Below are 7,903 nucleotides of genomic sequence, written 5' to 3' on the forward strand. Positions count from 1 at the left end.
CTAGCCTCCTAACCTCAAGCTAAGCTCGCCGCCATAATAATTCTTGATGCCCATATCGGTCTTAATTAATAGCGCGCCTTGATTATCTACGCCAAGACACATTCCTTCTACTTCTTCGTTACCACTTAATTTCACCACTCGTTGCTGATACTGATTATGCGTATTAAATTCTTCAACATAATTATCAAAACCACTGTGACTAAAATCCGTTAATATCGCAACGAGCTGTTGCTGTAGTTGAGCAACTAAACTATTACGATCAATATGTTGTACTGTCACTGTATTTAAATCAATATATTGCTGGTCAATCTTCTCTGCAGCTTGCTTAGGTAACCGAATATTCAAACCAATACCAATAATCACATTGCATCCAGCATGAGCTTGCCCAGCCAACTCGACTAAAATACCTGCGAGTTTCTTGCCATCGACATAGACGTCATTAGGCCATTTTACCTTAGCATCTAGCTGATATTGCCGCTTTAACAATCGGACTACGGCTAAGGCAATCACTAAACTTAAGCCCATTGCACTTTGTATACCTTGCTCTAAGCGCCAATACATCGAAAAGTATAAGCTTGCACCAAATGGCGAATACCAATTTCGACCTCGTCGGCCGCGGCCTGCGGTTTGTGCTTCAGCAACTAACGTATAGCCAAGTGTATCAATCACACCTTCCGTAACTCTTTGCATTAATTGGTTATTGGTTGAGTCGGTAATGTTGTGCACTACAATTTCAGGCGCACCATTTAAACGCAACTGATTAATTTTTGCTGCATCAAGCAGCTGCAACGGTTCAGCTAAGCGATAACCACGCCCTTTTACTTTATAAATGTCGAGCCCTAATAGCTGCAACTGTTTGACATGATTAGCAATAGCAGTGCGGCTGACACCTAAGGTATCGGCAAGCGTTTGACCAGACTGAAACTCTGCACTAGATAATGCAATCAGCAATTGACGTTGGGTAGCTAAACTAGCTTTAGTCATCTGTGTGCCCATCTGCAGCTAGCATTCTTACCTCAGGCTCTAGAGCAATTTGGTATACCGCATAAACCTGCTGTTGTAATTTGCTTACCAAAGCGGTTAATTGCTCGGCGGTACCGCTGCCATGGTTCACCAACACTAAAGGCTGCAATTTGTAACAGCCGACATCACCAATATTTTTTCCTTTAAAACCTTGTTGCTCAATTAACCACGCAGCAGGCACTTTGACGAATTGGTCGTCAACGATAAAGCCTGGAATAGTGGGAAAAATGAGCCTTAAGCTAGCATAATGGTCAGTTGTTATAATTGGGTTTTTAAAAAAACTACCACAGTTGGCCAAAATTGCAGGATCTGGCAGTTTACTACTTCTAACTGCAATAACTTGTTGGTAAATAGTGTCTAAACTTGCGTCAACCGGCAAGTGATCTAAGCCTTTGTAGCTAAGCTGCCGGCTAGGTTGCTTACTTAAGCACAAACCAACGGCGACAATAATACCTTTGCCTGCCAAAGCATGCTTAAACACACTGTCCCGATAGCCAAATTGACAACGGCCAGCGGTAATACGTTTTACTTCTCGGCTTTGCCAATCGTAGAAATCAACATAAACACAACTATCCGCTAGCTCAACACCATAGGCACCGATGTTTTGAACCGGTGCCGCGCCCACTGAACCGGGAATAAGAGCAAGATTCTCGATACCCCATAGTTGCTGTTCCACCGTCCAGCTCACCAACTGATGCCAGTTATGCCCAGCCTCGACATGCAACAATACATGTTGATCATCTAGCTTGTTAATAGTCTTAGCATCAGCAATATAACGATACACTGGAGCCGTAATATCCTGCATAAAAATAGTATTGCTACCCTCACCTAGTATCACAGGAGAAAGAGCCATATTAAATGCCTGCAACTCAGCCACAGAATTAAATTCAGTAATAGAAGTCAGCTTAACATCAAAGCGAAAAGTAGAATATGGAGCAGCGGATAAGTTAGTAAGGGTACGCATAATCAGGCCGGTTAGCACGAATAGCATTATTGTAATGGCGCAACAAGATTATCGCAAAACAAAACCTAGCTTGAATAAGGGCTAGGCGCTTACCGTCGAGATATAGCTCCTGCTACTCCAGTTTCACCATCATTAATTTGAACGATTCTTTGGGCTTGTTCAGCTAGAGCACTGTCATGCGTAACATATACCAAAGTCGCACCAAAGCTCTGAAGCTTAAATAATAAATCAATAATTTCTACCGCTGTTTTACTATCAAGATTGCCGGTTGGTTCATCAGCCAAAATCAACAGTGGCTGCATCACTAGGGCACGAGCAATTGCGACTCGTTGCTGCTGCCCTCCAGAAAGCTGGCTTGGCCGATGAGTTAGTCGATGGGACATCCCAACTTGCTCTAGCAAAAAATGTACCCAATCTACCTGTTCGGCAACCGGTTTTTTACTACCATAGCGCAGCGGCAACATCACGTTATCCTGTACGCTCATACTCTCAATTAGCTGAAATGACTGAAAAACAAAGCCAATATACCGATTTCTGATCCGACAAGCCTCATCAAAGCTTAGTTGCTTCACATCAATGCCGTTGAGTAAATAGCGCCCTGAGTCAAAGGATTCTAGCAGCCCCATCACCGCCAGTAAGGTTGATTTACCACCACCAGAAGCCCCTGTAATCGCCAAAGATTCATTGCTATGAATTTCAAGATCCACTGATTTTAAAGCACTGGTCTGTATTTCACCCGCTCTATAGGTTTTACAAAGCTGGCTCATGCTGATCAGCGCCGAATCAGTCAAGATTGAGGTTCCAGCATAATTCGTGAATTCTGAAACATACCTGATGTAAGCTCCGTTAGTAATAATTTATCATTTGGCACAATACCACTAATCACCTCAATTTGATTACCACTAACAGCTCCAAATTTTACATCTCTCTTATAAATGCTCTGGCCGTCTGCTGCCTGTATAAAAACGCTTTGTAGTTCATCGGCCTGAACATAAAATGGCCGCTGAACAAACACCGAGTCGGGTTGTTCTGATAACAGAATACTCGCTCGAACCGCTAGTTCAGCTCTAGCCTCACTAGGCAGTTTCTGAGGTAAAACAACATCAACCGTAATGCGGTCATTAACCACCCTAGGGTCGATACGATTAACCACACCTTGCAACGAACCAGACTGTAAATGAAGCGTCACAACCAAGCCATGCTGTAAACTATTGGCGTACATGGCTGGTACATAAAGTTCTGTATACAAACTGTTACTACCTGCAAACTGAATAATAGGGCTACCCGCAACCAATGTTTGGCCTGGCATTAGGTTTTCTGCTAACTGCGTCACCACCCCGGCCTCAGCGGCCCGTATCTGTAAGCGCTGTTGTAACAACACCAGCTCTTCTAGCTCGTGCGCCATTTGTTTATTCTTTACCAGAATTGCAGTTAGCTTAGCCTGCTGCAACCGTTTAAGTGATTGCAGCCGCGCCTGTTCTGCTTTCAAAATTAACTCGTTCTGCAAAGTAATTTTTGTCAACTTCTCAAATTGCAATCGACTAACAATGCCACTTTCTAGCAATGGCGCGTTCGTTGCCATATCCATCTGGCTTGTTTCTGCCTGATGTTGCGCATGAAGCAAAGCAATTTCTGCGGCACTGTAATCTATTTCAGACTGCGCTTGCTGTGCTTTATACTCAGCCTCAGCCTGCGCATACGCTGCTTGCGCTTTTTTAATATTTTGCTCTAGTGTATGGCTGGTTATGCTCGCAAGTAGCTGTCCGGGTTGCAACACCGAGCCCGGCCTAACCGTCAAAGATGTCAGAACACCCTCTGCTGGTACAACCAACCAGAAAGAATCTAAAGGTTTAAATTGCCCAGAGACCTGCAGTTTCTTTTGAAAGGTGCCATGCAAAACTTCAGCAAACAGTAATTCATCTGTTTTTAAGCGGGGAGGTTGCATCCACCACCAAACTAGCAGAACCGCGGTTAAAAGCAGTAAAGCAACAACCGATTTCAATCGTAGCTTGGAGTTACTACTAATTTGAATATCCATTTTATGCTGGTGCTGGTTAAAACGAGACGGCTCAGTTGTCATAAAGCACTGACACTGATCAGTTGGAACGGTAGTTCAGGTGTTACACTCAGCCATTCTTGAATCGCTTGCCGCCAGATTTGGCAAGGCATACAATCTTTATCAACAGGCAGATAGATAACTGCAGTTAACGTCGGCTCTGTCTGCAACAACTGGCGTAGCGCTGGCAGCATCACTGAAGGATCATCAGATCTTAGCTCCGGAACTTGCTGATACCCCTCCACCTCTCCCTCTTGCTGGCGTCTGACAATTAGCAAAGGTAAAGATGGTGTCTGATCTCCCAAGCAACTTTTAGCATAGCTACTGCAAAAATCTACGGAAGTGATCTGCTGCTCTGCTGCCTCAACTGGCTGGATCAGATTAAGAAACAACAACAGAACAGCTAATCCTGATAAATTAATCCCCAACATAATAAATACTCACAGCCATATTAGTAGCCTGCTTAAGCAGTGTCTGTATTTGGCTATTCCAGTTTAAGCAAGTCGAACAAAAAGGTGCGTCGAGCGTATAAAGTGCCAGCGACGCCCCACTTTTCTGTGATAACTCTAGTGCTTTATTAAAACAACCATTTGCTTCATGTTGCTTAGCATCACACCGCAAAATAATATCTTTCTCTGTATTGAATACTATCAGCTCCGGAAATTCACCTTGTAATTGATAGTCGGCTTTAGCCTGATGATAATCTTGAGTAGATAAGTAGTCAGTTTTTGCTATCACTATTGACGGGAATAGCATAAATGTAATGAGTAACATAACAAGTTTCATCGAATTCTCTCAGTTTTTATTTGACTCTTAAAGATGCTGCCTGAGCAGCATCTTGCTAAATGAATATATACTGACATCTTAGTGCTAAGTACGATTTCACTGTTCCATTATACAGCAGCTTCCATTATGGAGCAGCTTCCATCAGCACCACACTTTACGCAAAAGCCGTTACCATTACAGTGCGTACAAACAGATCCTTTACATACAGAGACCCATGTACTAGCTATCGCAGGAAGTGACAATGCAGCTCCAAATATTAACAGAAGCGCAACCGAAGAGTTACGTAAAAAAAATTTCATACCAATATCCTTTTTGAATTAATATTTTTCCCTGTCGACAGGTGTGATAGTGTAAACATTAAAAACAAAACAGATCAATATGAACAACTTAATTAACATTTACTTTGAAATGTTACACTCTGTTAGCTTGTGGCGTAGATATTCATTTCATTTATTACTACTACCTCTTATGCTGGCAATTACACTAGTACTGCTACTGTTTGGCTTCGCACTCCAGCAGCAGGCCATGGCACCACTACCCATGGCCGTTAGCGCAGATGCTTCTAAGCTATGGTCCTTGGGGCTGCAAGACAATAATTCTCAAACAACAGCCTTTGATCCAGCCCAGATCCGTCAGCTAACTGAGGTAATACCACCTGATATTCAACTAGCGAAACTGGCTTTCAACATGGTGGATATTAATGATTCGGTACAGGGATCTCAGTCGCTATCTGCACTTTTTGTCGACACTAACCTAGCCGAGTTCTGGCCTAATGCAGGCTTTATTCAGCAACTTGAAGCAGATAAGGTGTTACTTAGTCACCGGTTAGCAAAACAATGGCTGGCCAAAAATGGCACTTTGCCTGAATTACTAGAAATTGACGGTCTGTACTTTCAGGTTGGTGGGCTGGCACCAGTCCAATGGCCAGGTATTGCGCATTGGCAGGCAGATCTTTGGTTCACAGCATCCGCACGTACCGCCCTGTTACAGCAACGATTAAAACAACAATACCAGAGCCTCCTGTCAACATCAGCAGATTTATCAATTCTCCTGCCAAGCCTGCTGGACATTACCCCCCAATTTTATTTGCTCGCAAAACAAGTGACAACATCAACGGATAGCCAGCAAAAACTAGCTAAGGCGTTACAACAAATTAACTGGTCAGATAACCGTAAAGCAGAGATTGGTCAGCTTAGTGTCAAAATAACCCAACGTCCGTTACATGCGATGTTATTACCAGGAGTACAGTTTCTTCCGGGCCAATATCAAAAAATACGAAATGTTTCTTATCTGTTGTTAGCGCAAGCCACACTACTTTTTGTGCTGTCAGCATTACAACTAACCATCTTACTGCTATCAAGGCATTTACAAAGACAGCAAGAATGGCGGATAAGATTTATGCTAGGTTTACCACCTATCCAAAACTGGTATGCACTGATCGCTGAGTTGCTACCCGTCACGGCGCTAACTATTCTGTTTTACCCAATCACTTTTGTTACCTTAAGCGGGCTGTTCAATCACCATCAACTCTTTAGTGCTGCCTTTAAACCAGATCAAATGCAGTTTGGATTACAAAGTAGCCTGCTAATGCTGCTGGGGCTGCTTGTTGCATTCGGTTGTCTGGTTATCCTACTTCGCATTTTGACGCACTATTTATCTACTTTTTCAAACGTAAATATTTTTCAAGTAACCACTCAACTACAAAAAGCCGGTTCAGTGATCATGCTGATTGGGGCCTGCTTTGCCTTATCAATTTGCCTACTGAATTGGCAAACATTACAACAGTTAATACAAAACAACAGCATCAGTTCGCAGCAACAAACAATGTCCATCCTATCGCTACAAAAAGCACCAATGCGTTACTACAGTGCGCTTGCTGCCGACTTGCGCACCCGTGGCTTGCAAGTTTCAGCAATAACTTCAGCTCCCTTGCAACCCATCAGTGAGTTTTATCAATTCACCTTATCTGGCTCTGCTCAGGATGCTATTGAGTTTGGCGTCGTAAAAGCTGATCAGGCCGCTCCATCAATACTCGATCTTGAACTGATTGCAGGCCGTTGGTTCCATGAGTTTGCTTTTAATGAGTGCGTGATCAGTCAGCAAGGCATGCGATTACTCGACAATAGCCCCGCTGAAGTGCTGCAACGGCAATTACTGAATGATTTGCCCGTTGTAGGTAATTGCGAAATTGTCGGTATTGTTAGTGATGTCCACTACGGATATTTGGGCGAGCAAATACCAGCCATCGTTTATAAGCCTTTAAGCGGTGTTAGTAGCCAGCTCTATCTAATCAGCCAAGCCGAAAAGAGTAGTATCACCGCGTTATTTAATCAATTTAATAGCCACCCTCAAGCAGGAATTGCTGAACAATGGCAACTTGATGAACTGATCCTGCTGCAATCGGAACAAGAATGGAGTTTTTTCCGGCTTACCTTAGTACTGATGCTCTGTGCTACTTTGCTCTTTCTGGCCGGTTTATATATTGAACAAGCATTATTACAGAAGCGGCTAGGGAAGGAAGCTGCAATTCGTGTGGCGCTAGGTGGGAATACATATTCTATACTGAGATTTTTACTCAAAGAGCCAGTTCAAACTATCTTTATCGGAACTCTGATATTAAGCCTGCTACTTGGCATCACACTACTGTTTATTCCCCTATTCAAAATCTCAATCAGCCTCATAATCGGTAATCTGATCCTGATTTTACTTTGTCTAGTTACCGTTATTCCATTATTACGAAGATTACGTAAAAACCAAATAAAACGTTTATTACAGGATTAAGCATAGAGCAAACAGGTTGCTTCAGATGAAAACAGAATATCCGATTCAAGCTCGAATATATCTTTATACTACAGCGGTGTCAGATAGGCTTACGTTTAATAGATAGTTACTAAAACCCGCGCTCTTCTTGACGATGACTACCGATAGGTTGCATTGCTCAGCCATAGCCAGAATGCAAATTCCAAACAGCAAACAGCAAACAGCAAAAAAGCCCGACTCTTACGAGACGGGCTTTCTTGAATTGGGAGCCTGGCGGTGAACTACTCTCGCATGGCGAATGCCACACTACCATC

Annotated in this window: 7 protein-coding genes; 1 reads left to right on the forward strand and 6 read right to left on the reverse strand. The window is 43.1% G+C overall.

Annotated features, from left to right (window positions below; all coding sequences use genetic code 11):
• The 6 genes from birA to MN199_RS14615 all read right to left on the reverse strand — a co-directional run bounded on the left by birA (window position 1) and on the right by MN199_RS14615 (window position 4,829).
• On the reverse strand, window positions 1–984 hold the full coding sequence (birA, locus tag MN199_RS14590) for a bifunctional biotin--[acetyl-CoA-carboxylase] ligase/biotin operon repressor BirA (protein WP_335739910.1): 984 nt from the start codon (window positions 982–984) through the stop codon (window positions 1–3).
• The gene (gene murB / locus MN199_RS14595; RefSeq protein ID WP_335739911.1) at window positions 977–1,987 is read right to left on the reverse strand and encodes a UDP-N-acetylmuramate dehydrogenase; all 1,011 of its coding nucleotides are present in this window, start codon (window positions 1,985–1,987) and stop codon (window positions 977–979) included. Before murB ends, birA begins: the two co-directional genes overlap by 8 nt.
• 89 nt (window positions 1,988–2,076) lie before the next feature.
• Window positions 2,077–2,754 (reverse strand): ABC transporter ATP-binding protein, encoded by a 678-nt coding sequence (locus MN199_RS14600; RefSeq protein WP_132586048.1) that lies wholly within the window; start codon window positions 2,752–2,754, stop codon window positions 2,077–2,079.
• A 20-nt stretch (window positions 2,755–2,774) separates the two neighbouring features.
• The gene (locus MN199_RS14605; RefSeq protein WP_132586051.1) at window positions 2,775–4,067 is read right to left on the reverse strand and encodes an efflux RND transporter periplasmic adaptor subunit; all 1,293 of its coding nucleotides are present in this window, start codon (window positions 4,065–4,067) and stop codon (window positions 2,775–2,777) included.
• Window positions 4,064–4,474, reverse strand: coding sequence for a hypothetical protein (locus MN199_RS14610; RefSeq protein ID WP_132586054.1), 411 nt, complete (start codon window positions 4,472–4,474; stop codon window positions 4,064–4,066). The genes MN199_RS14605 and MN199_RS14610 overlap by 4 nt, the downstream gene beginning before the upstream one ends.
• Window positions 4,461–4,829: a hypothetical protein gene (locus MN199_RS14615; RefSeq protein WP_132586057.1), complete on the reverse strand. Its 369-nt coding sequence runs from the start codon at window positions 4,827–4,829 to the stop codon at window positions 4,461–4,463. Before MN199_RS14615 ends, MN199_RS14610 begins: the two co-directional genes overlap by 14 nt.
• 858 nt (window positions 4,830–5,687) lie before the next feature.
• On the opposite strand from MN199_RS14615, the gene MN199_RS14620 reads away from it, so the two are divergent.
• Window positions 5,688–7,610 carry a hypothetical protein gene (locus MN199_RS14620; protein WP_335739912.1) on the forward strand — a complete coding sequence of 641 codons (1,923 nt, stop codon included), beginning with the start codon at window positions 5,688–5,690 and terminating at the stop codon, window positions 7,608–7,610.
• Window positions 7,611–7,903: the final 293 nt, after the last annotated feature.

It is taken from the genome of Rheinheimera metallidurans (assembly GCF_036983985.1).
GTDB classification, from domain to species: Bacteria; Pseudomonadota; Gammaproteobacteria; order Enterobacterales; family Alteromonadaceae; genus Alishewanella; species Alishewanella metallidurans.

What these genes read in the sequence shown, in the direction of transcription:
- MN199_RS14605 (WP_132586051.1), bottom strand. Translation starts at nt 4,067, where the DNA reads ATGACAACTGAGCCGTCTCGTTTTAACCAGCACCAGCATAAAATGGAT.
- birA (WP_335739910.1), bottom strand. Translation starts at nt 984, where the DNA reads ATGACTAAAGCTAGTTTAGCTACCCAACGTCAATTGCTGATTGCATTA.
- MN199_RS14615 (WP_132586057.1), bottom strand. Translation starts at nt 4,829, where the DNA reads ATGAAACTTGTTATGTTACTCATTACATTTATGCTATTCCCGTCAATA.
- MN199_RS14600 (WP_132586048.1), bottom strand. Translation starts at nt 2,754, where the DNA reads ATGAGCCAGCTTTGTAAAACCTATAGAGCGGGTGAAATACAGACCAGT.
- murB (WP_335739911.1), bottom strand. Translation starts at nt 1,987, where the DNA reads ATGCGTACCCTTACTAACTTATCCGCTGCTCCATATTCTACTTTTCGC.
- MN199_RS14610 (WP_132586054.1), bottom strand. Translation starts at nt 4,474, where the DNA reads ATGTTGGGGATTAATTTATCAGGATTAGCTGTTCTGTTGTTGTTTCTT.